This is a genomic window from Aromatoleum toluolicum, assembly GCF_012911005.2.
Classification (GTDB): Bacteria; Pseudomonadota; Gammaproteobacteria; order Burkholderiales; family Rhodocyclaceae; genus Aromatoleum; species Aromatoleum toluolicum.
The window spans coordinates 1-412 of record NZ_WTVS01000250.1 but is presented as its reverse complement, the minus strand read 5'-3'; the positions used below and the strand labels follow the sequence as shown (position 1 = coordinate 412).

At 64.6% G+C, this 412-nt stretch carries 1 protein-coding gene; it reads right to left on the bottom strand.

The annotated features are described in order from the left end of the window. Positions 1-176 precede the first annotated feature (176 nt). Positions 177-412 (bottom strand): glutathione S-transferase family protein (locus GPA27_RS28595; protein ID WP_211165320.1); only part of this gene is annotated, 236 nt, incomplete at its 5' end.

Genomic DNA, 412 nt, shown 5'->3' with positions numbered 1-412 from the left:
GATCAACTGCGCGTTCAGAGGCTGAGAGTTTTTTAGCCGAGCCCGAAAGGCGCGCGAAAACGCCTCGGATCGAGGCGCAAAGCACAGCCATAGCTCGGGCTATGGCGAGCATTTGCAACGAAGAGCCGGGGCTTTTTGGCGTGCAAGGCGGGCGTGGATAAAAGACTCTCAGCCTCTCAGGCCTCGATTTGCATCGCAGGGCGCGCCTGCACCCGCGCCAGCCAGGCCTGCACATGCGGGTGTGCATTGACGGGTGCACCCAGGTACACGCTGTAGCCCAGCACCGAGCCCACCACCAGATCCACCAGCGAATAGTCCGCGCCCAGCATCCAGGGCTGGGCGGCCAGGCGGGCATCCAGCAGGGTGAGCAGGTCGTTCAGCCCCGCTGTGGCTGCCTGTGCATGGGCAGGGC